The 24,150-nt window shown below is 46.5% G+C and carries 25 protein-coding genes; 13 read left to right on the top strand and 12 right to left on the bottom strand.

Features of this window, described 5'->3' with window-relative positions; all coding sequences use genetic code 11:
* Nucleotides 1-1,197: a cytochrome P450 gene (locus MST20_RS18430; RefSeq protein ID WP_243944036.1), complete on the top strand. Its 1,197-nt coding sequence runs from the start codon at nucleotides 1-3 to the stop codon at nucleotides 1,195-1,197.
* A 19-nt stretch (nucleotides 1,198-1,216) separates the two neighbouring features.
* Here the strand turns inward: MST20_RS18430 and MST20_RS18425 are convergent, their stop codons facing one another.
* Nucleotides 1,217-2,065 (bottom strand): ion transporter, encoded by an 849-nt coding sequence (locus MST20_RS18425; protein ID WP_243944035.1) that lies wholly within the window; start codon nucleotides 2,063-2,065, stop codon nucleotides 1,217-1,219.
* A 166-nt stretch (nucleotides 2,066-2,231) separates the two neighbouring features.
* Between MST20_RS18425 and MST20_RS18420 the strand changes: the two genes are divergently transcribed.
* Nucleotides 2,232-2,654, top strand: a complete 423-nt coding sequence (locus tag MST20_RS18420; protein WP_003179703.1) for a MerR family transcriptional regulator — start codon at nucleotides 2,232-2,234, stop codon at nucleotides 2,652-2,654.
* Nucleotides 2,655-2,713: 59 nt separating this feature from the next.
* Nucleotides 2,714-3,880 (top strand): MFS transporter, encoded by a 1,167-nt coding sequence (locus MST20_RS18415; RefSeq protein WP_243944034.1) that lies wholly within the window; start codon nucleotides 2,714-2,716, stop codon nucleotides 3,878-3,880.
* Between the two features lie 42 nt (nucleotides 3,881-3,922).
* Here the strand turns inward: MST20_RS18415 and MST20_RS18410 are convergent, their stop codons facing one another.
* A complete protein-coding gene (locus MST20_RS18410; RefSeq protein ID WP_020450520.1) occupies nucleotides 3,923-5,479 on the bottom strand; it encodes an ABC-F family ATP-binding cassette domain-containing protein in 1,557 nt (518 codons plus the stop codon).
* Nucleotides 5,480-5,614: 135 nt separating this feature from the next.
* Between MST20_RS18410 and MST20_RS18405 the strand changes: the two genes are divergently transcribed.
* Nucleotides 5,615-6,745 carry a DEAD/DEAH box helicase gene (locus MST20_RS18405; RefSeq protein ID WP_243944033.1) on the top strand — a complete coding sequence of 377 codons (1,131 nt, stop codon included), beginning with the start codon at nucleotides 5,615-5,617 and terminating at the stop codon, nucleotides 6,743-6,745.
* A 42-nt stretch (nucleotides 6,746-6,787) separates the two neighbouring features.
* On the opposite strand, the gene MST20_RS18400 is transcribed toward MST20_RS18405, so the two are convergent.
* Nucleotides 6,788-7,810 (bottom strand): NADP-dependent oxidoreductase, encoded by a 1,023-nt coding sequence (locus MST20_RS18400; RefSeq protein WP_279600189.1) that lies wholly within the window; start codon nucleotides 7,808-7,810, stop codon nucleotides 6,788-6,790.
* Between the two features lie 56 nt (nucleotides 7,811-7,866).
* Entirely contained in the window at nucleotides 7,867-8,250 is a 384-nt protein-coding gene (locus MST20_RS18395) for a YfmB family protein (protein WP_243944032.1), read from the bottom strand.
* A gap of 197 nt (nucleotides 8,251-8,447) precedes the next feature.
* Here MST20_RS18395 and MST20_RS18390 point away from each other — a divergent pair, with 197 nt between their 5' ends.
* From MST20_RS18390 to MST20_RS18380, 3 genes are all read left to right on the top strand, one after another.
* Nucleotides 8,448-8,795, top strand: coding sequence for a YflT domain-containing protein (locus MST20_RS18390; protein ID WP_165426297.1), 348 nt, complete (start codon nucleotides 8,448-8,450; stop codon nucleotides 8,793-8,795).
* Between the two features lie 110 nt (nucleotides 8,796-8,905).
* A complete protein-coding gene (locus MST20_RS18385) occupies nucleotides 8,906-10,342 on the top strand; it encodes an anion permease (protein WP_243944031.1) in 1,437 nt (478 codons plus the stop codon).
* A 125-nt stretch (nucleotides 10,343-10,467) separates the two neighbouring features.
* Nucleotides 10,468-11,046, top strand: coding sequence for a VanZ family protein (locus tag MST20_RS18380; protein WP_243944030.1), 579 nt, complete (start codon nucleotides 10,468-10,470; stop codon nucleotides 11,044-11,046).
* Nucleotides 11,047-11,092: 46 nt separating this feature from the next.
* On the opposite strand, the gene MST20_RS18375 is transcribed toward MST20_RS18380, so the two are convergent.
* The gene (locus MST20_RS18375) at nucleotides 11,093-11,875 is read right to left on the bottom strand and encodes an MBL fold metallo-hydrolase (RefSeq protein ID WP_165426300.1); all 783 of its coding nucleotides are present in this window, start codon (nucleotides 11,873-11,875) and stop codon (nucleotides 11,093-11,095) included.
* Nucleotides 11,876-11,979: 104 nt separating this feature from the next.
* On the opposite strand from MST20_RS18375, the gene MST20_RS18370 reads away from it, so the two are divergent.
* From MST20_RS18370 to MST20_RS18360, 3 genes are all read left to right on the top strand, one after another.
* Nucleotides 11,980-12,774 carry an MBL fold metallo-hydrolase gene (locus tag MST20_RS18370; RefSeq protein WP_243944028.1) on the top strand — a complete coding sequence of 265 codons (795 nt, stop codon included), beginning with the start codon at nucleotides 11,980-11,982 and terminating at the stop codon, nucleotides 12,772-12,774.
* 206 nt (nucleotides 12,775-12,980) lie between these two features.
* Nucleotides 12,981-14,624: a M14 family metallopeptidase gene (locus MST20_RS18365; RefSeq protein WP_243944026.1), complete on the top strand. Its 1,644-nt coding sequence runs from the start codon at nucleotides 12,981-12,983 to the stop codon at nucleotides 14,622-14,624.
* A gap of 388 nt (nucleotides 14,625-15,012) precedes the next feature.
* Entirely contained in the window at nucleotides 15,013-16,110 is a 1,098-nt protein-coding gene (locus MST20_RS18360; protein ID WP_243944023.1) for a nitric oxide synthase oxygenase, read from the top strand.
* A 314-nt stretch (nucleotides 16,111-16,424) separates the two neighbouring features.
* Here the strand turns inward: MST20_RS18360 and MST20_RS18355 are convergent, their stop codons facing one another.
* The 3 genes from MST20_RS18355 to MST20_RS18345 all read right to left on the bottom strand — a co-directional run bounded on the left by MST20_RS18355 (nucleotide 16,425) and on the right by MST20_RS18345 (nucleotide 17,724).
* Entirely contained in the window at nucleotides 16,425-17,063 is a 639-nt protein-coding gene (locus MST20_RS18355) for an SdpI family protein (protein WP_243944022.1), read from the bottom strand.
* On the bottom strand, nucleotides 17,060-17,344 hold the full coding sequence (locus MST20_RS18350; protein WP_009329070.1) for an autorepressor SdpR family transcription factor: 285 nt from the start codon (nucleotides 17,342-17,344) through the stop codon (nucleotides 17,060-17,062). Before MST20_RS18350 ends, MST20_RS18355 begins: the two co-directional genes overlap by 4 nt.
* Before the next feature lie 107 nt (nucleotides 17,345-17,451).
* Nucleotides 17,452-17,724 carry an acylphosphatase gene (locus MST20_RS18345; RefSeq protein ID WP_065644561.1) on the bottom strand — a complete coding sequence of 91 codons (273 nt, stop codon included), beginning with the start codon at nucleotides 17,722-17,724 and terminating at the stop codon, nucleotides 17,452-17,454.
* Between the two features lie 111 nt (nucleotides 17,725-17,835).
* Between MST20_RS18345 and MST20_RS18340 the strand changes: the two genes are divergently transcribed.
* Nucleotides 17,836-18,486: an MOSC domain-containing protein gene (locus tag MST20_RS18340; RefSeq protein WP_081303655.1), complete on the top strand. Its 651-nt coding sequence runs from the start codon at nucleotides 17,836-17,838 to the stop codon at nucleotides 18,484-18,486.
* 40 nt (nucleotides 18,487-18,526) lie between these two features.
* Here the strand turns inward: MST20_RS18340 and MST20_RS18335 are convergent, their stop codons facing one another.
* The 4 genes from MST20_RS18335 to ltaS form a co-directional block, all read right to left on the bottom strand.
* A complete protein-coding gene (locus MST20_RS18335) occupies nucleotides 18,527-18,658 on the bottom strand; it encodes a DUF2639 domain-containing protein (protein ID WP_065644563.1) in 132 nt (43 codons plus the stop codon).
* Nucleotides 18,659-18,789: 131 nt separating this feature from the next.
* Nucleotides 18,790-18,945 carry a hypothetical protein gene (locus MST20_RS18330; protein WP_020450539.1) on the bottom strand — a complete coding sequence of 52 codons (156 nt, stop codon included), beginning with the start codon at nucleotides 18,943-18,945 and terminating at the stop codon, nucleotides 18,790-18,792.
* 84 nt (nucleotides 18,946-19,029) lie between these two features.
* Nucleotides 19,030-19,782 (bottom strand): type I methionyl aminopeptidase, encoded by a 753-nt coding sequence (gene map, locus MST20_RS18325; protein WP_243944020.1) that lies wholly within the window; start codon nucleotides 19,780-19,782, stop codon nucleotides 19,030-19,032.
* 124 nt (nucleotides 19,783-19,906) lie between these two features.
* A complete protein-coding gene (gene ltaS / locus MST20_RS18320) occupies nucleotides 19,907-21,868 on the bottom strand; it encodes a lipoteichoic acid synthase (RefSeq protein WP_065644565.1) in 1,962 nt (653 codons plus the stop codon).
* Between the two features lie 260 nt (nucleotides 21,869-22,128).
* Here ltaS and MST20_RS18315 point away from each other — a divergent pair, with 260 nt between their 5' ends.
* A complete protein-coding gene (locus MST20_RS18315) occupies nucleotides 22,129-22,506 on the top strand; it encodes a DnaJ family domain-containing protein (protein WP_065644566.1) in 378 nt (125 codons plus the stop codon).
* 70 nt (nucleotides 22,507-22,576) lie between these two features.
* Nucleotides 22,577-23,989 (top strand): alanine/glycine:cation symporter family protein, encoded by a 1,413-nt coding sequence (locus MST20_RS18310; protein ID WP_243944018.1) that lies wholly within the window; start codon nucleotides 22,577-22,579, stop codon nucleotides 23,987-23,989.
* Nucleotides 23,990-24,150 lie beyond the last annotated feature (161 nt).

The raw sequence follows: 24,150 nt of genomic DNA, 5'->3' as shown, positions 1-24,150 counted from the left end.
ATGACGACAGAACTGTACGAGGCAGGGCCGCGTCTGAAACCGGATTCGGATTTTTGGAGAGATCCATATCTGTTTTACGATAAACTCCGGTCCGTTCATCCTGTATATAAAGGAACCGTTTTAAAGCATCCGGGCTGGTATGTCACCGGATATGAAGAAGCGGCGGCGATTTTGAGGGACGCGGCATTTAAAAATCGCGTTCCTCTCCCTGAAGCCTCTACAAAATATGAACAACTTCACGAATTGCAGCGGAATATGATGCTGTTTCAAAATGAGTCCGGCCATAAGCGGATGCGGACGATTGTCGGCAAAGAATTCATGCCGCAGAAGGCGGCATCTTTCCGTCCTGTTATAGAAGGAACCGTCCATGAATTGCTCGATCAGCTTGAAAACAAGAAGACGGCGGACATGGTGTCCGAATTCGCCTTTCCTTTGGCAAGTCTTATCATTGCCGGGATGCTTGGCGTTCCCGCAGAGGAAAGATATCAATTCAGGCAATGGACGGCGGATCTCATTCAAACGATCGATTTGACCCGCACACGAAAGGTGCTGGCAAAAGGCGGGGATACCGTTGCCAAGCTGACGGCGTATTTTAAAGATTTGATTGAAAAGCGAAAAGCTCATCCTTCTCAAGACTTGATCAGCACATTCGCCGGTCATGAGCAGCTCGCCGAAGATGAAGTGCTTGCGACGTGCATTCTGCTTGTGATTGCCGGGCACGAGACGACGGTCAACCTTTTGACGAACGGATTGTTTTTGCTCATGAACCATCCCGGCCAGCTTAGCGCGCTGAAAGAAAATCCGCTGCTGATTGAGTCAGCCGTCGAAGAATGCCTGCGCTATGAAAGTCCGACACAGCTGACAGCGCGCACCGCGTCAGAGGACTGCGAAATCAACGGGAAAATCATCAAAAAAGGAGAGCACGTATACATCCTTTTAGGCGCCGCCAACCGCGATCCGAAGATATTTCAAAATCCGCATGTATTTGACATCACGAGAAAACCGAATCCGCACCTTGCCTTTGGAGCCGGTGCACACATATGTTTAGGCTCGGCATTAGCGCGGCTCGAAGCGCAAATTGCCATTCCCGCATTGTTGGAGCGGCTGCCTAAGTTGCAGCTTGCTTCAACAGACGTTCCATTTCGCAGGTTAATCGGCTTTAGATCGCTGGCCGAGCTGCCTGTCATCCTCAATTAAAGACGAAAAAAGGGCTGGCTTACAGGTGCCGGCCCTTTTCATCTTTCTTTTCATTTTGCGTGATATAGGTTTCCAGAAGCGCTTTTAATTCTTTAACCTCCGCGCGCAGTTCTTTGATTTCTTTTGTATCCTCTTTCAGCTCGCCTGTCTCATCTTCTATTTCCTGAGAAATTTTTTGCGCATTATTTACGATTTCCCCGACGATCAAGTTGATCATAATGAAAGTCGCAATGACGATAAATGAAACGAAATAGAGCCATGACCAGCCGCTCTCGGCAAAAATCGGCCTGAATATGCCGCTTGCCCACGATTCGAGCGTAAAGGTTTGAAACAGTGTCAGAAGGCTGAGCTGCAGGTTGCCGAAGTATTCCGGCGCGATGGCGGAGAAGAACATCGTACCGATGACGGCGTACACGTAAAAAATGATGCTCATCAGGATAATGACGCTGCTGATGGTCGGAATCGCCATAAACAGCGCGTTGACGATCCGTCTTAATGAGGGAACGGAAGTGATCGTCCGCAGCACCCGCAGCACCCGGAAAATACGGAGAACGCTAACGAAATTCGTATTGTAAAGAATCAAACTGCCGGCGACGATTACAAAATCAAAAACGTTCCAGTTGTTTTTAAAAAAGTGCTGTTTTTGAACGAATAGTTTAAGAGAAAGTTCGATTACAAATATCGTTAAAAACAAGCAATCCACAATAAAAAATACTTTTTGATAAGGTTTAAAGAAAGCGTAAGTTTCCAAACCGATCGAGATGGCATTCAACACAATGACCGTCGTGATGAATGACTGAAACAGCCGGCTTTCAATTACTGCCGAAACTTTGCTTTGAACAGAAAATCGATTTTGATGAGTATTCACTCTGATTATTTGTCCTCCTGTTTTGATGTCCATTTCTATGATACGTTACAGCAGCAGGATGATGTCAAGTCAGTTCTTTTTTTTGCATCGAAAAAAACTTAACGTTTACGTAAAAGTATAATAGTAGTATAATAGTAAAGAAGAAAAATCTCGGGGGGATATGGACGTGGAGTGGATGAAGATTGATCAAATGGCCAAGCGAAGCGGTCTGACGAAAAGAACGATCCGCTTTTACGAAGAAATCGGTCTGCTTTCTTCACCGAAGCGGACGGAAGGCGGTGTCCGTCTTTACTCTGAAGACGATCTTGAAGAGCTTGAAAGAGTGATCAGCGCGAAGGAAGTGCTGGGATTTTCGCTGCAGGAGCTTCAGCAATTCATGGAAACGGGCAAACACCTAGAGATGAATAAAGAAGGATACCTATTATCGCTGGACAAACGGGAACGAAAAGAAAAGCTCGAAGACATTCAGAGGATGCTGAATGAACAGATGAGAATGATTGATGAAAAGATTGAAAAATTTCAATCATTCAAGAAGCGCTTGGAGGGTATGCAGGCAAAAGCCGAGAATGCGCTTCAATCAATTGATTAAACAAGACAAACGCTATTTTTATAGCGTTTCTTTATTTGTAAAGAAAGGTTTGATAGATAATGAACTCAAGTATGTTTAAACAGCCAAAAGCGGTCTGGGCAGTGGCCTTTGCCTGCGTGATCTCGTTTATGGGGATCGGGCTTGTCGATCCGATTCTGCCGGCGATCGCACGGCAGCTGCATGCTTCCCCCAGCCAGGTTTCGCTTTTATTTACAAGCTATCTGCTAGTCACAGGTTTCGCCATGCTTTTATCAGGCGCCGTATCGAGCCGGATTGGAGCGAAGCTGACGTTAATCAGCGGCTTGATCCTGATCATCGTCTTTGCAGGCCTGGGCGGGCTTTCGCATTCCATCTCTCAGCTCGTCGGCTTCCGCGGCGGCTGGGGCCTCGGAAACGCCATGTTTATCTCAACTGCGCTTGCCGTCATTGTCAGCGTGGCATCTGGCGGAAGCGCAAAAGCCATTATTTTGTATGAGGCGGCTTTGGGATTGGGCATTTCGGTTGGACCGCTAGCCGGCGGAGAGCTTGGCACAATATCGTGGAGAGCGCCGTTTTTCGGCGTATCGGTTTTAATGGCGGCTGCGCTTTTGGCCATCTTTTTTCTTTTGCCGCCTGTCCAAAAACCGCAGAAGAAAATTTCCGTCAGCGCGCCGATCAAAGCGCTTCGTTATAAAGGGCTATTGACGCTTTCAGGGGCCGCATTCTTATATAACTTCGGTTTCTTCACCCTACTTGCATATTCGCCGTTTGTTCTTGACTTAAATGAACGGGGCCTCGGCTATGTCTTTTTCGGCTGGGGACTGTTTCTTGCGATCACTTCCGTTTTCATCGCTCCGGCCGTACAGCGGATCTTTGGAACCGTCCGCTCGCTGATCTTTCTGTTTATGCTGTTTGCAGCTGATTTGCTCGCGATCGGGATTTGGACAGAGCACATGGCGCTCGTTATCGGGGCGATCATCATAGCCGGAGGGATTCTGGGCATGATCAATACGATTTTGACAACAGCGGTGATGGAAGCTGCGCCTGTCGAACGGTCTGTCGCTTCATCTGCCTACAGCTCCATCCGGTTCATCGGCGGGGCCATTGCGCCTTGGATCGCCGGTGTGTTAGCCGATCATTTTACTGCGCATACTCCCTATTTTGCAGGATGCATCGCCGTGCTTGCCGGCATCGCCGTTTTGACTGGAGGCCGCCGTTATTTGGCAGGCATCAAAGCCGGTCATTAATGAAAAAAGCTTGTTTCCTTTTAGGGAAACAAGCTTTTTTGTTTATAAAACTTTCGTTGTCCATGACTCGCAATTCCATGTTTCTGTCGCGATGTCCATATAGAATTCAGGTTCGTGAGAGATGAGCAGAACGGAGCCTTTGTATTCTTTCAAAGCTCTTTTTAATTCTTCTTTTGCTTCAACATCAAGGTGGTTTGTCGGTTCATCGAGGACAAGCAGGTTCGTTTCCGAATTGATGAGCTTGCACAGTCTGACTTTTGCTTTTTCCCCGCCGCTTAATACGGAAACCCTGCTTTCGATATGCTTTGTCGTCAGTCCGCACTTCGCCAGGGCCGCGCGGATTTCGTACTGTGTAAAGGACGGAAAGTCGTTCCATACTTCTTCTATGCATGTGTTGTTGTTGGTCTCTTTGACTTCCTGCTCGAAATAGCCGATATGAAGGTGCTCGCCGCGTTCGACTTCTCCCGACAGCGGTGATATTTCACCCAGGAGGCTTTTCAGCAATGTCGTTTTTCCGATGCCGTTGGCTCCGTACAGAGCGATCTTTTGTCCCCGCTCCATTCTCAAGTTCAGCGGGCGGGACAGCGGCTCATCATAGCCGATGACAAGCTCTTTCGTTTCAAAAATCAGCTTTCCGGATGTTCTTGCTTGTTTAAAGTGAAATTCAGGCTTCGGTTTTTCCGAAGGGAGCTCGATCATATCCATTTTATCGAGCTTTTTTTGCCGGGACATCGCCATATTTCTTGTGCTGACGCGCGCTTTGTTGCGGGCGACGAAGTCTTTCAGCTCTGAAATCTCCTGCTGCTGTTTTTTGTAGGCTGCTTCAAGCTGCTGTTTTTTCACTTCATATACTTCGCGGAATTGGTTGTAGTCGCCGACATAGCGGGTCAGCTCCTGGTTTTCCACATGGTAGATCAGATTGATGACGCTGTTTAAAAACGGAATGTCGTGTGAAATCAAAATAAAGGCGTTCTCGTACTCCTGCAAATAGCGTTTCAGCCATTCGATATGCTGTTCGTCCAGATAGTTTGTCGGCTCATCGAGCAGCAGGATGTCGGGCTTTTCCAAGAGCAGTTTGGCAAGCAGCACCTTTGTCCGCTGGCCGCCGCTCAAATCCGCGACATCTCTGTCAAGGCCGAGATCGTTGAGCCCGAGGCCGCGGGCGATTTCTTCAACTTTTGCGTCAATCGCGTAAAAGTCGTTGTTGGTCAGGGCGTCCTGAATCGTTCCGACTTCTTCGAGAAGCTTTTCAAGCTCGTCGGGGTCGGCCTCGCCCATTTTTGTATAGATGGCATTCATTTCTTCTTCCATCGCAAATAAATAATGGAAAGCGTTTCTCAGCACATCGCGGATCGTTTGTCCGCGCTCAAGTGATGTATGCTGGTCAAGATAGCCGACCCGGACTTTTTTGGACCATTCCACTTTTCCTTCGTCAGGCTCAAGTTTGCCTGTAATGATATTCATGAAAGTCGATTTTCCTTCACCGTTTGCTCCGATGAGACCGACATGTTCGCCTTTCAGCAAGCGAAAGGATATATCATGAAAGATCGCCCGGTCGCCAAAACCGTGGCTCAGCTTTGTTACTGTAAGTAAACTCATGTTTTGCACCTCAAAATATAATCTGTATTCTATAAGATTATATCGAACTCAGAGGGAACAATAAAAGAAAAATTGCGCAGCCGCTTTTGTTTTGAGATACTAGGAGCAGAATCAACCTGATAAAAGGAGAAAAACATGACAGAAAGATGGCCATTTTTAAATAAAGCAAAACCGTTTATTCAAGAGAACTGGAAGGCATCGGGCTTTCAAGAGCCGACGAGTGTCCAAAAAAACGCAGTCGATCTGATTTTGGACGGGCGTGACGTGATCGCCGAGTCGCCGACTGGAACGGGCAAAACGCTCGCATACGTCCTGCCGATCCTGGAAAAGCTGAAGGCGGATCAAAAGAACGTGCAAGCTGTGATTCTGGCTCCGTCCCGCGAGCTTGTTATGCAGATTTTTGATGTGATCGTCGAATGGAAAAAAGGCTCGGATATCAGAGCCGCTTCCCTAATCGGCGGCGCCAATGTCAAAAAGCAGCAGGAAAAGCTGAAAAAACACCCGCACATCATTGCGGGCACACCTGGACGCGTATTTGAGCTGATTAAAATGAAAAAACTGAAAATGCATGAAGTGAAAACGATCGTCCTTGACGAAACAGATCATCTGCTTACGCCGGAGCATCGCGGGACGATACAAAGCGTCATCAAATCGACGCTCCGCGACAGACAGCTTCTCTGTTTTTCGGCGACTTTAAAAGACGACGCCGAACGCGAGCTCCGCGGCTTGACGTCAGAAGCGGAAGTTCTCAGGATCAAGAGGTCGAAAGAAGAATCTGCCAAAATCAAACACCAATTTCTCGTATGCGACCAGCGGGATAAGGTGAAGATCTTGCAGAAATTCTCGCGGCTTCCAGGCATGCAGGCGCTCGTCTTTGTCAAAGACATCGGCAATTTAAACGTGTATGCCGAAAAGCTTAAGTTTCATCATGTCGACATCGGCGTCCTTCACAGCGAGGCGAAAAAAATCGAGCGCGCCAACATATTGCAGGCATTTGAAGCAGGCGAGTTCACGCTGCTTCTTGCGACCGATATCGCAGCACGCGGGATCGACATCGAAGATCTCCCTTATGTCATCCATGCCGATTTGCCAAACGTTGAAGGCTATATCCACAGATCGGGGAGGACGGGAAGAGCGGGGAATGAAGGAACCGTGATCAGCCTTGTCAACCGCATTGAAGAGGAAAGGCTGAAAAAGCTGGCGAAGAAGCTTGAAATCCCGCTTCAGCGGATCGTGTATGAAAGAGGACGGATTATTGAAAGATAAGAAAGGGGCCTGCTGCTGGCAGGCCTCCTTTTATATGAATGCTCAGGCATTGTCGGAATCGGCGACTTTGATCAGCTGTTTGCCGAGGTTTTTTCCTTCAAACAAGCCTAAAAATGCCTCCGGTATCCGCTCGAAACCTTCTGTTATCGTTTCCTCATATTGAAGCTGCCCGCTTTTTACCCATTCGGCAAGCTGTTTGGTTCCTTCAGGAAAGCGGTCCCTGTAATCGTTGACGACAAATCCTTTCATCAAGGCGCTTGTTTTAATTAAGGCCGTCTGTACGCGCGGCCCCATATCATCTTCTGCGCTTTTGACGTTATAAGAAGAAATCGCCCCGCAAACCGGAATTCGTGCAAACTTATTGAGCAGGGTGAAGACGGCATCTGAAATCGTGCCTCCAACGTTGTCAAAGTAAACATCGACACCGTCCGGACAAGCTTGTTCAAGCGCTGAAGCCATATTTTCCGTTGTTTTATAATTGATTGCTTCATCAAAACCGAGTTTTTCTTTTAAGTATGCCGTTTTTTCGTCAGAGCCCGCAATACCGACGACTCTCGCCCCTTTAATTTTGGCAATTTGTCCGACAGCGGAGCCGACTGCTCCGGCGGCCCCGGAGACAACAACCGTTTCACCGGCTTTTGGCTGTCCGATGTCCAGAAGCCCGAAATAAGCCGTCAAACCGGTCATGCCGAGAATCCCAAGAAAAGCGGTAACAGGCGCGAGGGACGGATCGATTTTCTGCAGATTGTCTTCGCGAACCGCTGAATACTCCTGCCAGCCCAAGTTGCCCAAAACAATATCCCCTTTTTTGAGCTTGTCTCCTTTTGCAGATATCACTTCGCCGATCACGCCTCCAGTGATCACTTTATCAAGCGGAAATGGCTCGACATAGGATTTCGTGTCCTGCATTCTTCCTCTCATATAAGGGTCCACTGAGACATAAAGCGTTTTTACAAGCGCTTCATCGTTTTTTGCTTCCGGAATTTCCGTTTCTTTTATGCGGAAATCGTCCATAACAGGTATGCCCTGCGGACGTCTTGCGAGTTCAATTTGCTTTTGTGGCATAATGATTCCTCCTTTTACTTATAACTTACCACGTAAAAAAGAGGTTTAGCAAAAGATCAGCTGGTTGCATGAAAGGTTTTCTTCAGCACAGAATCGGGTAGAAAAAGATGAAAAACATCAGCATTTCTTTCATTTAAAAGATATTGATTGGCATTTTCTCTCGAAAATTGAAACATGTCTTTTGTGATAAAAGGAAGCAATGACAGGAGATAAGAAGAGAGGAGGTCTTCGGTGCTGCTTGCCGTTCTCCTTTCTTCCGGATCGCCGATGTTCATGATGATTGAAAAGACGTAATCGATATTGATGCCGAATCGTCTGGCGGCAAAAGATTCAAATCGATGAGTATCAGCTTCTTGATGACCTTCTCTTGAAAAAATCTGCTTGACCAAATCGCTAATGATCCATGCGTTATACTGCTGTTCCGGTGAAAAATAATACACGCTTCAATCACCCCATCTAAAAAGCCTTGTCTATTTGTTAATGTACCTGAATTGGCAATCCTTTCAAACGTTTTGTCTGAAAATTTATAACAATTGTAACATTGAAATGAAAATGTCATGACAGAGCATTCATCCGTTTAGCCGCGTGAACAAAGGGTAAGTCTTAAATACAACATGAAAAAAGGGAGGAGATTCATATGAAACCGGTAGTAAGACAATATACTAATGATGAAAAACTGATGAAGGCTGTTGAGGAACTCAGGGAAATCGGAGTTGCAAGAGAAGATATTTACGTTCTGTCACATGATGACGACCGTACTGAAAGACTCGCGGACAACGCGGATGCCAATACGATCGGAGCCGAAGAAACAGGCATTAAAAATGCCGTCGGCAATATCTTCAACAAAAAAGGGGACGAGCTCCGCAATAAAATTCATGAGATCGGCTTTTCAAAACAGGAAGCAGAACAATTCGAGAAACAGCTTGATGAAGGAAAAGTCCTTCTCTTCGTCACGGATCATGAAAAAGTGAAATCCTGGGTATAAATTGAGACTGCCGACAAGGTCGGCAGTTTTTTTAATAAAATAAAATTTGAATGATAGCAGGAAAGGAGTAGAATAATAAACGAAAACGATATGAATAGGAGGAAAAGGTAGTGGCTAAAGAAAAAGGTGCAGAACAAAAATCGGCACTGAACATCATTCCTCTTGCGGTCACGATTTTAGTCGGAGCGGTTATTTGGTTTATTCCGTCGCCCGCCGGATTGGATCCGAAAGCATGGCACTTATTTGCAATCTTTGTGGCAACGATTATCGGCTTTATATCAAAACCGCTGCCGATGGGGGCAATCGCCGTATTCGCATTGGCGGTCACGGCGCTCACCGGAACGCTGTCGATTGAAGAAACGCTCAGCGGTTTTGGAAACAAGACAATTTGGCTGATCGTCATTGCCTTTTTTATTTCACGGGGATTCATTAAAACCGGTTTAGGTGCGCGAATCGCCTATTTATTTGTGCGGATATTTGGCAAAAAAACACTCGGACTCTCGTATTCCCTTCTTGTCAGCGATTTGATTTTGTCGCCGGCGATCCCGAGTAATACCGCGCGGGCCGGGGGAATTATTTTTCCGATTATCCGTTCGTTATCCGAAACTTTTCAGTCGACGCCCAAGGACGGCACGGAACGGCGCATCGGCGCTTTCTTGCTGAAGGTGGGCTTTCAGGGGAACTTGATCACTTCAGCGATGTTTTTAACGGCTATGGCGGCAAACCCGCTGATTGCCAAACTTGCCCATGATGTGGCAGGTGTGAATCTGACCTGGACAAGCTGGGCTGTGGCGGCCATCGTCCCGGGACTTGTCAGCTTGATCATCACCCCGCTTGTCATTTATAAACTGTATCCGCCTGAGGTGAAGGAAACGCCTGATGCAGCAAAAATCGCAACAGAGAAGCTGAAAGAAATGGGGCCGTTCAAAAAATCGGAACTCTCGATGGTCGCGGTCTTTTTGCTCGTCCTTTTTTTATGGATTTTCGGCGGAAACCTGAAAATTGACGCGACGACAACGGCATTGATCGGTTTAGCCGTCCTGCTTTTGACACAGGTTCTGACGTGGGACGATATTAAGAAAGAGCAAGGCGCATGGGATACGCTGACATGGTTTGCAGCGCTCGTCATGCTGGCGAGCTTCTTGAATGAACTCGGCATGGTCGGCTGGTTCAGCGATGCGATGAAATCGTATGTTTCAGGATTTTCCTGGTTCAGCGCATTTCTCATTTTAATTGCGGTTTACTATTATTCGCATTATTTCTTTGCGAGTGCAACCGCTCATATCAGCGCGATGTATTCGGCCTTTCTCGCCGTGATTATCGCTGCAGGCGCTCCGCCGCTCCTCGCAGCATTAAGCCTTGCGTTTTTCAGCAACCTTTTTGCTTCGACGACACACTACGGAGCTGGAGCGGCTCCCGTCTTTTTCGGGGCCGGTTATATTCCGCAAAGCAAATGGTGGTCAATCGGCTTTATCCTGTCGATTGTTCATATTGTGACATGGATTGTTGTCGGAGGATTGTGGTGGAAATTACTGGGTATATGGTAAAATGAAGGGCAGGAGAGATCCTGTCCTTTTTTTATGTTCGTATCGACGCTGTTAATTTGAATTCCACGATTTATGGTCGAGAAAAGGTTGATTTAAATACACCGAATGTAAGGAGGTGAACGTTAATGTTTTGGTCAGTTGATTTCATGCTGCTCGGTTTCTTGTATGCAATCGTCTACTTTTTGTATGACATTGTGAAAAACCGAAAAAAGACAAGTTTGTTTAGAAAAATGGTGTTTGCCAGTTTTATTGTTTATTTGAGCGTCGTTTATCACTATACGATAGGCGGAATCAACATTCCGCCGCAGCCGGCATACGCTCAAATGAACATTCAGCTCATTCCGTTTTATTTTGTCGCTGAATGGGTGCAAATGCATCAGCAGAGCGGATTTGATTGGTTTTTTTGGAACTCTGTCAAGCTTACATTTTTTAATGTTTTATTGCTCATTCCTTTAGGTGTGTATCTTTCCGTTCTATGGAGAAAAACTTCGCTGAAAAAAGCGGCAGTTTTTGTTTTTTTGACAAGCTTTTTGATTGAGAGTCTCCAGCTTGTGCTGTCTGTGACAGGATTCATAATGACGAGAACTTTTAATGTAGATGATTTAATTTTAAATACGGCCGGCGGTGTAATCGGTTTCTGCCTGACGTCTTTCATGTTCGGAGCTAAAGGATCAGATTCCCGCAGGAAAGGTCTGCATTTTTGAAGAAAGCGCGAAAGATGATTCCCGGCTGGGCAATCATCTTTTTTAGTTAAAATTGAAAGCTCAGGCTCTTAAATCGGTGCGTGCCGGTGCCGTGCTTTGCCAGCCCGTGCTTCTTCAAATGCTGGGCCGCATGCCCGGCTTCCTGCAAAATGTCAGGCGCAAGGCCGAGCTGATGATGCCCGCCGAAAACTTTTTTCACGCACTCGATAGCCGAGATTTTTTCAAGCGACTGAATCAATTGGGCCGGATCAGTCGTCGGGTAGAATGCATAGATGGGGGCTCCGGTATACAGCAGATCGCCGGTAAACAAGTAGCCTGATGCTGGATCAAAGATACAGATATGCCCCGGGGAGTGTCCAGGCGTGTGATAAATAACGAGCGGCCTTGAATCGCAGCCGACTGTATCGCCGTCTTGCAGCGTTCCCGACGGTTCGCCTCTGAACGGGGTGTATGTTTCAGCGGAAAAGCCGGCCGGTACAGGTTTGGTGATATCTCGCGAGACATCGCGGCGAATGTGCTCAAGCGGAAGCCCTTTGATTCCGTCCGTCAGCCAGTCTTTCTCAGCTTCATGGACGTAAATGCGCTGATACTCACCGTGGCTTCCAATGTGATCCCAATGGACATGGGTTGTGATGACGCTGACCGGCAGATCGGTCAGACTATCCGTTACCGTCTTCATGCTGCCGATGCCAAGACCTGTATCAATTAAAACGGCTTCCTTTGCCCCAACAAGCAAATAAGAGTGTACATTCTCCCAATGCCCGTATTCGCTGATCGCATATGTGGATTCATCAAGCTCTGTCACAGTAAACCACTGACCATCTCCCATTGCTTTGTCCCTCCTTCATTTTTTCAAAGGTGCTCATCCGTGCATATCCTCAAGTCAAATGTGCAAAGTAATAAAATATATGATAAGTGAGTGTGGTGAACATAATGAGTGATCCTTACATGCCTTTGACGTCCATCAACAGCGGGGTCCTGGAAGAGTATGCCGAAGGTGTATTCGGTTTGACGGTGCAAATCGTCAATGTGTATGTTATTTTCGATCCCGATTCGCGGGAAGCCGTTTTAATCGATGCCGGAATGCCCAAGTCCGCTCCATTTATTTTAAGAGAGGCGAAGGAGCGGTTCGGCGATTTTCAGCTGAAAGCAATCGTTTTGACGCATGGACATTTCGACCATATCGGCGCTTTGGAAGGTCTTCTCGAAACATGGCCGGTTCCAGTTTACGCCCATGAGAAGGAAATGCCTTATTTAACGGGAAAAGCCGATTATCCGCCTGCCAAACCGCAAGTGAAAAGCGGGTTGGTTGCAAAGATGTCTCCGTTGTTTCCAAGGCACTCAATCAACATTTCGTCCCGTGTAAAGCAGCTTAATGAAGATGGTTCGCTTCCGTTTCTTAAAGGGTGGAAATGGATTGAGACGCCGGGTCATACACCAGGTCATATTTCGCTTTTCCGGCAGTCGGACAGAACCTTGATCGCAGGCGACGCCGTTACAACTGTAGAGCAGGAGTCTCTGTTTGAAGTGGCGATTCAAAAGCAGGAGCTGAACGGACCCCCGGCTTATTTCACAATGGACTGGACAAAAGCGGCGGACTCGGTAAAGAAGCTGGCGGAATTAAAACCGGCTGCTTTGTTGACGGGACATGGTGTACCGATGAGAGGAAGCGATTTTTCCAAAGAGCTTCTTGATCTGTCAGGCCGCCTTCCCGCTTCTGATTCGTAAAATGCCATATGCTGCCCTTAAAACATTCAGCCAGCTGAATGTTTTTTTATAGGGAAAAACGAACCATTTACATGTGATGATGGCCATCCATCGTGCTATATTCCGGATGTTGTTGTATACCAAAGGAATCATTTTCTGAAATTTTAGACAAAATAGGCTGATATTTCATTTATAATGCAGGTATGCCTGAAAGGAGCTGAGAAAAGATGAACATTCAAAAAAGGGTCCAAGCTTTGCTGGCAGCTGCGGCAATGTTTGCAGGACTGTTGGTGTCTGATGCGGTTCACGCTGCGGAAATCCCTTACTATGGAAAGAACTATACTCAGCCAGAGCAAGTGTCATCATTATATCCGGAGCCGGAAGAAACTTTCTCAACCCCTGCTTTTGTGAAAGAAGGGGAAGCCTTTACGACACAAGAAGAAATGATGAAGTTTATAACCAGTCTGACAAAGAAAAGCCCGAATGTCAAAATTGGGAATATCGGTTTTTCAATTGAAAAAAGAAATATTCCCGCGCTCTACTTCACAAAGGACAAGCAAATAATTCCTATATCAAAAAAACCGACCGTCTGGCTGCAAGGACAGATACACGGAAATGAGCCGGCAGCGGGAGAATCGGCCCTGGCGATGGCTGAAAAACTGGCCGGACCGTATGGCGACAAAGTGTTGGACAAGATCAATGTCATCGTCGTTCCGCGGGTCAATCCTGACGGCTCGTATCAGTTTAACAGACGGCTGGCGAGCGGAATCGACGGAAACAGGGATCATGTCAAGCTCGAATCTCCGGAAGTCCGTGCCATTCACCAGGAGTTCAATAAATATTCGCCTGAAGTCGTTATTGATGCCCATGAATACGGTGTCGGCCAAAATGAATTTCAAAGCGTAGGCGAAAAGGGGTCATTAAAATACCATGATATTTTAATTTTATCAGGAAAAAATGTAAACATTCCCGAATCGATCAGGTATGCGTCTGACAGCCTTTATGTGAACGGCGTCAGAGCTAAACTTGATGAAAAAGGTTTTTCTAATGATGCATATTATACGACGGGAAAAAGCAAGGACGGAAAAATCGAAATCTATGAAGGCGGTACAGAAGCGAGAATCGGGCGTAATGCATTCGCCCTCCAGCCTGCCCTTTCCTTCCTGGTGGAAAGCAGGGGGATAGACATCGGACGCGAAAATTTTGCAAGAAGAGTCGCGGCTCAGGTTGCTACGCATGAGACGATCATCGACACGACAGTGAAGCATGCAGCCGAGATCAAGCGCCTTGTCGCCAAAGAAAAATTAAAGCTGATAAAAAACGGCGCAAAAGTGAGCGATAAAGACAAAGTGGTCATCAAAAGTGAGTTTGCAGGGCCGTATAAAGACACGCTGAAAGTCGCTGATATCGCTTCTGGACAAGCAGTTGACGTTCCTGTCCAATATTACAGCGCCTCGGAAGCCGTTCCTGTGCTGTCAAGAACACGGCCGACCGCTTATCTTGTCCTTCCGGGCCATCAAGATATCGAACAGAAGTTGAAAGATCAAGGTTTAAAGAGCGTGACACTGCCTTTCAAGCAAAAGCTCACCGCTGAAGCGTATGAGGTTTTATCGAAAGAAACAGCGGGAGAATCTGAGGGCCGGCCTGTGATCAAGGTGGAAACGAAGCTTAAAAAACAGAAAAAAGAGTTTCCAAAAGGAACAAAAGTCTATTTTACAGCTCAACCGCAAAGCAATCTACTGTCGATTGCGCTTGAGCCGGAATCGGTTGACAGTTATGTGAGCACGGGTTACATCCCTTCTCAAACAGGCAAAGAGCTGCCGGTTTACCGTTTCATGCTGAACACCAAAACGCTTAATATTAAGGAATAATCATCAGGCATCCGTCTTTGACAGATGCTCAGCGTGTCGACAAACCCTCGCATTCGTTGTCAGGCCTGCGCGTCGGTGCTCACGAAAATAGGAGAAGGGTCGGCGGCTAATCGCCCAGGCGTCCTGCCTGAACGCCGCCGTCATCACCTCCTGTGAAAGTCCGCTCCGATGCTCGGCCTTCCTAGACTGCAAGGGTTGCGGGTCACGCTGAAAGGATGACAAAATCCTAAAACTGAAAACCGTTTTAGGAATTTGTCAACAATCTGGGCATCCGTCTTTGACGGATGCTTTTTAGCGGTTTTTTGTCTTTTCATACATAAAGGTTTTAAACTGAGATCGAAACCTATACAATAAATATCAGTCTGAAATCTGGAAGGAGAGAATCCGGTTGGAATCATATGAAGAATTATGGAGGGAAGCCAAGACCTTCATCGAGCTCTGCTACGGGGAACTGTCGAAGTCCGAAGAAGAAATAAGGATGCGCTTACATAAAATAGACGAAGAAATCAGAGAAACCGGAAGCTATACACATACATTAGAAGAAATCGAACATGGCGCCAGAATGGCGTGGAGAAACAGCAGCCGCTGCATCGGCCGGCTGTTTTGGCACTCTCTTACTGTCATCGATCAAAGAGGCGTTCAAACCGAGGCAGAGGTGCGGGATGCGCTTTTTCACCATATAGAGCTTGCGACAAACGGAGGGAAAATCAGACCGTTTATTACGATTTTTCCCCCGGAACAAAGCGGGCAAAAAAAAGTGTCCATTTGGAACCATCAGCTGATCAGGTATGCGGGGTATGAAACGGAGCAAGGTGTCATCGGCGATCCTGCATCATTGGAACTGACAAAAGCGTGTGAAGCGCTCGGCTGGAAAGGCGAAGGTACGCCTTTTGACGTTTTGCCGCTCGTTTTTCAAATAGATGGCCGTCCCCCTGTGTGGTATGAGCTGCCTCGTGAAATCGTCAAAGAGGTCAGGATTGAACATCCGGAGATTGAAGGCTTTAAAAGTCTGGGGCTGAAGTGGTACGGTGTGCCGATTATAGCCGATATGAAGCTGGAGGTCGGAGGAATTCATTATAATGCCGCCCCGTTTAACGGCTGGTATATGGGAACGGAAATCGGAGCGCGCAACCTCGCGGATACAGACCGCTATAATGTGCTCGAAAAAGTGGCAGCCATTATGGGACTTGATACGGAACGGAATACTTCGCTGTGGAAAGACAAGGCGCTTGTTGAATTAAATACCGCGGTGCTTCACTCCTATAAAAAAGCCGGCGTCAGCATTGTTGACCATCATACCGCGGCAAGCCAATTCAAGCGGTTTGAGGAGCAGGAAGCTGAAGCTGGAAGGGAGCTTTCAGCAAGCTGGACGTGGCTGATTCCGCCGATATCTCCGGCAGCGACCCATATCTTTCACAGCTATTATGAAAATAAAACGCTTAAACCGAATTACTTTTATCAGGAAAAGCCTTACCTTAACAATTGAGAGTTCGGCTTTTATCCAGAAGGAAAAGCGGCAAAATTTCATGCTCCTATGCCGTCTCTCCTGAGGAGAAGATAAAAGGCTCCATATCGGAGCCTTCAGCGTGTCGACAAACCCTCGCATTCGTCGTCAGGCCTGCGCGTCGGTGCTCACGAATTCCAACATTCGCTCCGCTCCGATGCTCGGCCTTCCTAGACTGCAAGGGTTTTCAATCACGCTGAAAGGATGACAAAATCCCAAAACTAAGAGCAGTTTTGGGATTTTGTCAACAATCTGAAGGCTCCATATCGGAGCCTTCTTTTTCATTTATCCTCTTGTCAGCTTTTCATATTGATTTCTTTCCGGTACAGGACATAAGAATAAATATAGGGCGCGAAAACCGTTGCCAAAATAACCGGAAGCATGATTTCTGGGCTGATCGATAACAATCCGTCCGCAATGATCAGCAGTCCTGCTAAAGTAAATACTTTCGCCGCAAATCTGTGGGTTTTTTTCCAGATTGAATCACTGCTCAATGTCCAAGGGTTTTTGATTCCGAAAAAAAAGTTTGAGCGGACTCTCGGGAGGTAATTGCCTATGACAATGAGTAGAGCGCCTACTAGAACCGGTACAATGCTGCCCGCCGGCAGATCATACCCGAGCCCTGTCATGATAACAAGCACGTTGATCAGGGAAAATAGAATCAGCATGGCATTGATGAGAAGGTAATAAGTCTTCGAAAAAAGCTGATAGTTTTTTCTGCGCGGATCGATTTTTGGCGTTAAGAACATTAAGATATACATAAAAACGAGCAGCCCAATCATGGCAAGCATCGCTTCCATTTTTGAAGCATACCTGTCGACTTCTCCCGAAAATGACCAATGGATTGGAACTTGAGTTGAAATATGCGGATAAGCGATTGCCCACATGATTAGATTGACGGCAATTACTGCGAGTGAAAAGATGTGTTTTCTCATTTGGCATCCCCTTTATCTTTGCCGGCTTGCTCAGTAAAACTGAAAGCCCAGCCGATGATTTCTTGAAACATTGTGGTGTTCAGCGAGTAAATGATGTATTGGCCTTTTTTTTCATCTTGAATTAATTCAGCCTGTTTTAAAATTTTTAAATGCTGAGATATACTTGGTTTAGACATTTGAAACTGGTCGGAAATTTCACCGGCGGTCATGTCCCGATCCTTCAGCAGATTTAAAATTTTTCTTCTCGTCGGGTCGGCTAGAGCTTTAAAGGTTTGATTCATATTCAGCATCCTTGAAATTAAGTATTTAGCTATTTAACTAAATACTAAAATAAAAGAGGAATTTAGTCAAGATCCGTTTAAAAAATCCGCCATCTCCGGCGGATTTTTCAATAGCTGATATTAAACTTGTGGAATCCGTCAATCTCTTTTGTTTCTTCGACATTCACGTCCGTTACTTTTGAGAAGGGACTTCCTTTTTGAATCGCTTTTAAAAATTGCTTCAGGCTTTCCTCGGGTCCTTCGGCACGGATTTCAACTGTGCCGTTGTCGCGGTTCCGGACCCAGCCGGTCAATTTGTGCTTATCTGCTTCCATTTGAACAAAATAGCGAAATCCCACGCCCTGAACGCGTCCGTCTACAATGATTCTGTATTGAAGCATCGAGAACACTCCTTTTCTTTTATGCTACCATATTTCTCATTTTGAAATCATGGGATAGACATGCTTCGGATAAATCGTTAAAATATGAAAATAAAGGAAGGGCGTGAGGTTTTGGAACATCAGGAGTATGACATTTTATCTATTCATGTAGGCCGTCCGCGTACATACGAATTCGACGGAAAACAGGTGGAAACGGCAATCGTGAAGGAGCCTGTCGGCGGACCCGTATATTTGAGCCGTACGAATTTTGAAGGGGACGGGCAGGCGGATCTGATTCACCACGGAGGAGAGGATAAAGCAGTTTGCGTCTATCCGGCGGATCACTACATGTATTGGGAAAGCGTCTTGAAGCGGAAACTGCCCGAGGCGGCATTTGGAGAAAACGTGACGGTTAAAGGGCTTACCGAAAAAGATGTATGCATCGGTGATATCTTCAAGCTGGGGGAGGCTCTTGTTCAAGTCAGCCAGCCGCGCCAGCCTTGTTTCAAGCTTGCCAAACGGCTGAATCAAAAAGATATGGTGTTAAAGGTGAGGGACACCGGGTTCAGCGGATTTTATTTCAGGGTTCTCGAAGAAGGAATCGTTGCGCCCGATTCCGGGCTGCAGCTCGTTTCAAGAGATGCGCACGAAGCCACAGTTTCGTACGCCAATCATTTGATGTACCATGACAGAGGCAATCACCCCGCCATTCGGAAGATCCTTGAGGTTGAAGCGCTGTCGGAAAGCTGGAGAAGCTCATTTTTAAAGCAGTTGGGCGCATAAAAACAAGCCGTGTCCGAACAGGAGCACGGCTTTAACATGTTTATTTTTTGGCGCTTTCAAGCAGGTTGGCCAAAAAGTGTTTTTTATAGCTTTGAAGCTTTCTTCCTTCATACTTCGTCATTCCCAGCTTTTTCAGTTCTTCTACATACCAGCCTTTGCTTCCGTAATGCATGGCAGAAAACTCCCTTCTATAATTCGATGCAATTGGCATTCTAACATCTATAGAAAAACGCTGAAAAGGGATAGGCGGCAATTTTTAAAAACTGAGTCTTTCGTCGTGGTTTGGAAGTTTGAGGGCAGGCTTCAGCCGTGTGTCAAACTGGTGACGATCATCACAATGATCGAGATGCTGAGGACGATTCCGATATATTTTAAAAAGCCGTTCTTTTTTTTATGAGCATATACGATTAACAGGATGCTCTCGATGAAAAAGATCAGCCCGATGATGGCAAACAGCATTGCGGTAAAGCTCCTTTCGGCACAGTTTGTCTTTTATTTTAGCATAAAAGCCCGGACTTCTATGAGCCGGGCTTTTTCACGTAATCAGTCAAGCTGTGTTAAAATGATCGGTTCGTTTTTCGTGATGACGATCGTATGCTCGATTTGCGCCACAAAGCTGCCGTCAGGCGTTTTGAATGTCCAGCCGTCTCCGGCTTCGATGGTATGCTCGGCTCTTGTGGAAACAAACGGTTCAAGGGCAATGACCGTTCCGTTTTTAAAGAGCGCATTATCAAACGGGTCATAGTAATTTAAGATATGGTTGGGCGCTTCATGGAGGTTCTTTCCAATCCCGTGGCCCGTCAGGTTTTTAATGACGGTGAACCCGTTTGCTTTTGCTTCATTGTATACGGCTCTGCCGATTTGGTTTTGTTTCTTGCCGGCGCGCGCCTGCAAAAGCCCTTTTTGAAAAGCGCTTTCTGCAGTTTGGCAAAGCTTATGGAGCGTTTCATCGCCTTTTCCGAGGACAAAAGAAATGCCCGTATCAGAATAGTAGCCGCCAAATTCAGCGGAGATGTCGATGTTGATCAAATCCCCTTCTTTTAAAATTCTGGATTCGCTTGGGATGCCGTGGGCGACTTCGTCGTTGACACTGATGCACGTCGTGCCCGGGAAATCGTATTCTTTTTCCGGAGCCGATGCGGCGCCATGAGCTTCAAGCACTTCTTTACCGAGGAGGTCCAGCTCTTTTGTGCTCATGCCGGGTGCTGCTTTTGCCTTCATTTCCTCCCTGGCTAAAGCGACGATTCTGCCGATTTTCTTGAGCCCTTCCAGCTCTTGGTCATTTGTTACAATCACAATTCATTCCCGCTTTCTTTTTTTATATTCTATTTCAAGCTTACCATATCTGCTCGCGAAAAAGGAACAGCGCGGTTTCAAGACAAAAAAAGCACCCGCTTATTTAGAAGCGGGTGCTGTCTGTTTATTGTCCGGAATCTGATTTCGTTGTTTGCGCCGCATCAGATTCTGATGTTTTCGGATTGTGATTGGTGTAGTCGTAGTCGCTCGGGTTGATCGCTTTAAAGCCTTTCGGTTTATAGAAGCGCAGCAAATCTCCGTCGACGATTTTATCGGACATTTCGAGTTCTTTTTTCACGGACTCATCGATGTTCGGATCAATGTCTTTTTCGTTCAGAAGCTCTCCTGTTTTCGTGTCGTAGTAGTTTCCGTTCGTTTTCGTATATTCCGGAGAAACGAAATCGCCGTTGCGGAACGGAATAACTTCACGGTGTTCCGGTGACAGAAGGTCTGAACCGCTCATCAGGTAATCTTTCGTATTCACGCCCATCAAATGAAGCAGGGTAGGGGCTACATCGACTTCACCGCCGTATTTATTGGATTTGATTCCCTTGACCCCAGGCGCGTGGATGAACAGCGGAACCCTTTGCAATTGAGCGTTTTCATATGGTGTGATGTCTTTGCCCAATACTTTGGCCATCGCTTTGTTGTGATTTTCCGAAATACCGTAGTGGTCTCCGTACATGACGACAATCGTATTATCATACAGTCCGGATTTTTTCAGATCGTTGAAAAATTGTTCAATGGCCTGATCCATGTAGTTGGCCGACTGGAAATAATGGTCAACGACGCTGTCGCCGGTATCGCCGGCAGGGAAGTCTGTATCGCCTTCATCCATCTCGAACGGAAAATGGTTCGAAAGGGTGATAAACTTCGTATAGAACGGCTGTTTCAGGCTTTTCAACAGCGGCATTGATTCTTCAAAGAACGGTTTATCTTTCAACCCGTAGTTTTTCGTTTTATCTTCGCTCATATCGTAATACGTAGCGTCAAAGAATTTGTCATACCCGATGGCTTTATACATTTCATTGCGGTTCCAGAACGTTTTGTAGTTGCCGTGGAACGCCGCTGATGTATAGCCTTGAGACTTCAAAATGGCCGGAGCCGACTGCAGCGTGTTTTGCGCTTTATTAATGAACACTGATCCTTGTGATAAAGGATACAGCGAGTTGTCCATCATAAATTCCGCGTCGGACGTTTTACCTTGTCCTGTTTGGTGGAAAAAGTTATCAAAATAAAACGTTTCATTGTCGTGCGCCAGTGAATTTAAGAACGGCGTGACTTCCTTGCCGTCGATCTTATAGTCGATCGCGAACGTCTGAAGTGATTCCAGTGAAATGTAAACCACGTTCATGCCTTTCGCTTTTCCGAAGTATTCGGCATTCGGCTTATCATGATTGGCTTTAATATAGTTTTCTACTTCCGTCACGTCGCTGGAGCTTGCCAGTGCGCGCTGGCTGTTTGACTTGATATTCTGCACCGCATCGTAGATTGTGAAATTGTAGGTTCCCAAATATTTCACAAGGTAGTTGCGGTCAAAAGAACGGGTCAGAAGCTCCGGACGATCAATCTCGGCAACGGCCAGGTTGACGAGGAAGACGAGGATGCTTGTTCCCATCACAATTTTAAACGGGCGCTTCGTTGTTGTTTCAGAAGGTTTGTTATAGAAAACAGCCAGCCCGATTAAAATAAAGGTATCGATGAAATACAGAACATCAAGCGGGTGCATGAGTGAGAAGATGCTGTCCCCGAGCTGTCCCCCGTTTGTTTTTGCCTGCATGATCGTAGGCAGTGTGATAAAGTCGCTGAAAAATCTGTAGTATACGACGTTTGCATATAGCAAAAAAGACATTAAAAAATGAATCACTATAATCGCTGTCTGCTGTATTTTTTTCTTGAACAAGAGTCCCAATCCAAGAAAGAACAAGCTTGAGCTAATCGGATTCACAAAAAGCAAAATCTGTTGTACTGTGTTGGTTATTCCTAAATTAAATTCAATTACATACGCAGCATAAGTTTTCAGCCATAGCAATATGGCGGCTATCAGGAAGAAGGCAAGACCTCTTTCCTTAATAAATCTTTTCAATTGTTACACTCCTTTTTTCCGGATCAGTAAAAAACCATCGGAACGAAAGAAAAAACGAATGTATAAAATATACCATGAAATACCGATTTAGAAAAGCGGAAACCAACTTTGTGAAAAGAAGCGCAAAACCCCCGGTAAATCAAGGTTTTACAGTTTTCTAAAAAACATTTGGGAATATTTTACGCTTGTCTTGCATTGGCGGGAACGCATCTTTATGGCAGACTGTTGTTAGTATATGAACGAAGGGGAGGATGTAGACCATGGATTTTTCGAACATCGTTTCTGAAGACAAGATTAAGCGGGCTATTAAAGACGGCGAATTCGAAGGGCTTCCGGGAATGGGGAAACCTTTGAAAAAAGACGATGCCGCCCATGTTCCAGAGCATCTCCGCATGGCTTACAGGGTGATGAAAAACGCCGGAATGACGGGGGATGAAGGGGCTTTGAAGAAAGAGCTGATGACAATTGACGACTTAATCGCAAAGTGCGCGGACGAAGACGAGCGCGAGCGTTTAATTGAGAGAAAAACAGAAACGCGGCTCAGGCTCGACAGGCTCGCCGACAAAAAAGGCATGTTTTCCAAGCCTGCCTCAGCGTTTTATAAAGAAAAAGTGTACCGGAGGATCGGCGGGAAATAAAAAATGCTGAAGCAGGTTTATTTCTGTCCTGTAGTGGTATTGACCCATAAACGAATAAAAGGGTGATAGGATGGAACGATTGTTGAACTGGGTTGAATACATATCAGATTGGCTGTGGGGGCCTCCGCTCATCATACTGCTGACAGGGACAGGAGTCTATTTAACGATCCTGCTGAAATTTTTTCAATTTCGCTATCCTCTCTATATCTTTAAGCAGACGATCGGAAGCGTCGGCAAAAAGCCGAAAGGAGAAGGGACGGTTACACCGCTGCAGGCTTTGACATCGGCTCTCAGCTCAACAGTCGGCGCCGCCAATATCGTCGGTGTGCCTGCGGCGATCATGTTCGGCGGTCCGGGAGCCGTGTTTTGGATGTGGCTGGTCGCGCTGTTTGCCATGGCGATCAAGTTTTCGGAAAGCGTCCTCGCCGTCCACTACAGAGAAAAAAACGAAGAAGGCGAATATGTCGGGGGGCCGATGTATTACATTACAAAAGGGCTCTCTATGAAATGGCTCGGCGTCTTTTTTTCGGTGGCGCTGATGATCGAGCTCGTTCCGAGCATCATGGTGCAGGGAAATTCGGTTTCCGCATCATTAGCTGAGACGTTCTCGTTCAATCGTTTATACACCGGAATCGGTATTGCTATTTTGATCGGTTTAGTGGTGCTCGGAGGGATTAAACGGATTGGAAAAGTGACAGAGCTCGCGGTTCCGCTTATGGCAGGGGCGTACATCGGGGCCGGTTTCCTGATTGTCGTCATGAACCTTTCTTCTGTACCCGCATTTTTCTCTCTCATCTTTTCGAATGCGTTTACATCTTCTTCGGCATTCGGCGGCTTTGCAGGTGCGGCAGTTGCCGAAACCGTTCGCTGGGGGTTTGCCCGGGGACTTTATTCCAACGAAGCCGGGATGGGGACGGCGCCGATCGCCCACGCGGCGGCGATGACCGACCACCCCGTGAGACAGGGATTCTGGGCGGTGATCGGCATCGTGGTCGATACGCTGCTGATATGCACGACCACAGCCTTCGTCGTGCTCGCATCAGGCGTCTGGACCGGTGAAAATGCGGCGAGCAATCCAGGGGCACTAGCGGCAGCCGGATTCCGCAGCTATTTCGGCCCTGTGGGCGGATACTTCGTCTCCGTCGCGCTCGTCTTCTTTGTTTTATCAACGATCACAGTGGTCATTTTTTACGGGGTAAAACAAGCTGAATTTCTGTTCGGACGGTTCGCAGGGCATATGATTAAATTCGTCTATCTGGCCGCCGTCATCATCGGGGCTGCCGGAGGAGCAAAGGCGATATGGGGATTCCTTGATCTTGCGCTCGTTTTCATTCTTCTTCCGAATATTTTGGCGGTGCTGCTTTTGAGCAGAAAAGTAAGGTCTTTATATGATGAGTTTTTTACATCAGAAAAGTATTATTTGAAAGACATCGGTCAGCAGGACGACGCTTATGAACGTGATGAAAAAGTGAACAATTTATGATCACAGCCGGTTGTTCCCGGCGCATAAATCGGAGGAAGCCTTACTGCCCTTCGTTTTATGAAGGGAACAGCGGGCTTTTTTTATTTTTGAAAGCGCTATAAAAATATGTTGACTACTTGTATATACAGGAATACAATATAGGTATAACATGTATATACAAG

The sequence above is a fragment of the Bacillus sp. B19-2 genome (assembly GCF_022832475.1).
GTDB lineage: Bacteria > Bacillota > Bacilli > Bacillales > Bacillaceae > Bacillus > Bacillus paralicheniformis.
This window is presented reverse-complemented; position numbering and strand designations above follow the sequence as displayed.

Excerpts from the sequence above, each read along its gene's own strand:
- MST20_RS18355 (WP_243944022.1), bottom strand. The coding sequence starts at position 17,063 with ATGAGAAAACACATCTTTTCACTCGCAGTAATTGCCGTCAATCTAATC.
- MST20_RS18370 (WP_243944028.1), top strand. The coding sequence starts at position 11,980 with ATGAGTGATCCTTACATGCCTTTGACGTCCATCAACAGCGGGGTCCTG.
- MST20_RS18335 (WP_065644563.1), bottom strand. The coding sequence starts at position 18,658 with ATGCATTACGGAAGCAAAGGCTGGTATGTAGAAGAACTGAAAAAGCTG.
- MST20_RS18310 (WP_243944018.1), top strand. The coding sequence starts at position 22,577 with ATGGAACGATTGTTGAACTGGGTTGAATACATATCAGATTGGCTGTGG.
- MST20_RS18415 (WP_243944034.1), top strand. The coding sequence starts at position 2,714 with ATGAACTCAAGTATGTTTAAACAGCCAAAAGCGGTCTGGGCAGTGGCC.
- MST20_RS18315 (WP_065644566.1), top strand. The coding sequence starts at position 22,129 with ATGGATTTTTCGAACATCGTTTCTGAAGACAAGATTAAGCGGGCTATT.
- MST20_RS18345 (WP_065644561.1), bottom strand. The coding sequence starts at position 17,724 with ATGCTTCAATACAGAATCATTGTAGACGGACGCGTTCAGGGCGTGGGA.
- MST20_RS18365 (WP_243944026.1), top strand. The coding sequence starts at position 12,981 with ATGAACATTCAAAAAAGGGTCCAAGCTTTGCTGGCAGCTGCGGCAATG.
- MST20_RS18380 (WP_243944030.1), top strand. The coding sequence starts at position 10,468 with ATGTTTTGGTCAGTTGATTTCATGCTGCTCGGTTTCTTGTATGCAATC.
- MST20_RS18330 (WP_020450539.1), bottom strand. The coding sequence starts at position 18,945 with ATGCTGTTTGCCATCATCGGGCTGATCTTTTTCATCGAGAGCATCCTG.
- MST20_RS18410 (WP_020450520.1), bottom strand. The coding sequence starts at position 5,479 with ATGAGTTTACTTACAGTAACAAAGCTGAGCCACGGTTTTGGCGACCGG.
- MST20_RS18400 (WP_279600189.1), bottom strand. The coding sequence starts at position 7,810 with ATGCCACAAAAGCAAATTGAACTCGCAAGACGTCCGCAGGGCATACCT.
- MST20_RS18390 (WP_165426297.1), top strand. The coding sequence starts at position 8,448 with ATGAAACCGGTAGTAAGACAATATACTAATGATGAAAAACTGATGAAG.
- MST20_RS18350 (WP_009329070.1), bottom strand. The coding sequence starts at position 17,344 with ATGAATCAAACCTTTAAAGCTCTAGCCGACCCGACGAGAAGAAAAATT.
- MST20_RS18375 (WP_165426300.1), bottom strand. The coding sequence starts at position 11,875 with ATGGGAGATGGTCAGTGGTTTACTGTGACAGAGCTTGATGAATCCACA.
- MST20_RS18430 (WP_243944036.1), top strand. The coding sequence starts at position 1 with ATGACGACAGAACTGTACGAGGCAGGGCCGCGTCTGAAACCGGATTCG.
- MST20_RS18405 (WP_243944033.1), top strand. The coding sequence starts at position 5,615 with ATGACAGAAAGATGGCCATTTTTAAATAAAGCAAAACCGTTTATTCAA.